The organism is Pseudoalteromonas sp. HF66 (genome assembly GCF_011806445.1).
Classification (GTDB): Bacteria; Pseudomonadota; Gammaproteobacteria; order Enterobacterales; family Alteromonadaceae; genus Pseudoalteromonas; species Pseudoalteromonas apostichopi.
On record NZ_JAATOU010000041.1, the window covers coordinates 1 to 1,127 of the forward strand.

Consider the following 1,127-nt stretch of genomic DNA (forward strand, 5'->3'; position numbering starts at 1 on the left):
ATGGCAAAAGAAAAGTTTGAACGCGTAAAACCGCACGTAAACGTTGGTACAATCGGCCACGTTGACCACGGTAAAACAACTCTAACAGCAGCAATCACAAACGTACTTGCAAAAGTATACGGTGGTGTAGCTAAAGACTTCGCATCAATCGATAACGCTCCAGAAGAGCGTGAGCGTGGTATCACAATCTCAACTTCACACGTTGAGTACGATACTCCTACTCGTCACTACGCACACGTAGACTGTCCAGGACACGCCGATTATGTTAAAAACATGATCACTGGTGCTGCTCAAATGGACGGCGCAATCCTAGTAGTTGCTGCGACTGACGGTCCTATGCCACAAACTCGTGAGCACATCCTACTTTCTCGTCAGGTTGGTGTACCTTACATCATCGTATTCATGAACAAATGTGACATGGTTGACGACGAAGAGCTACTTGAGCTAGTTGAGATGGAAGTTCGTGAACTTCTTTCAGAGTACGACTTCCCAGGTGATGACTTACCACTAATCCAAGGTTCAGCGCTTAAAGCGTTAGAAGGCGAGAAAGAGTGGGAAGACAAAATCGTTGAGCTTGCAGAAGCACTAGATTCTTACATCCCAGAGCCAGAGCGTGACATCGATAAGCCATTCATCATGCCTATCGAAGACGTATTCTCAATCCAAGGTCGTGGTACTGTTGTAACTGGCCGTGTTGAAGCTGGTATCATCAACGTGAATGACGAAGTTGAAATCGTAGGTATCAAAGAAACTACGAAGACAACTTGTACAGGTGTTGAGATGTTCCGTAAGCTTCTAGACGAAGGTCGTGCGGGTGAGAACATCGGTGCACTTCTACGTGGTACTAAGCGTGAAGACGTTGAACGTGGTCAAGTACTAGCTAAGCCTGGTTCAATCACTCCACACACGAAGTTCACTTCAGAAGTATACGTACTTTCTAAAGATGAAGGTGGTCGTCACACTCCATTCTTCAAAGGTTACCGTCCACAGTTCTACTTCCGTACAACTGACGTAACAGGTGACGTACAGTTACCAGACGGCGTTGAAATGGTAATGCCTGGTGATAACATCAAGATGACTGTAGAACTAATCTGCCCAATCGCGATGGACGAAGGTTTACGCTTCGC

Annotated in this window: 1 protein-coding gene; it reads left to right on the top strand. The window is 46.1% G+C overall.

Going from position 1 to position 1,127, the window contains the following annotated elements:
• Positions 1 to 1,127 (top strand): elongation factor Tu (gene tuf / locus HCZ11_RS19490; RefSeq protein WP_167659253.1); only part of this gene is annotated, 1,127 nt, incomplete at its 3' end.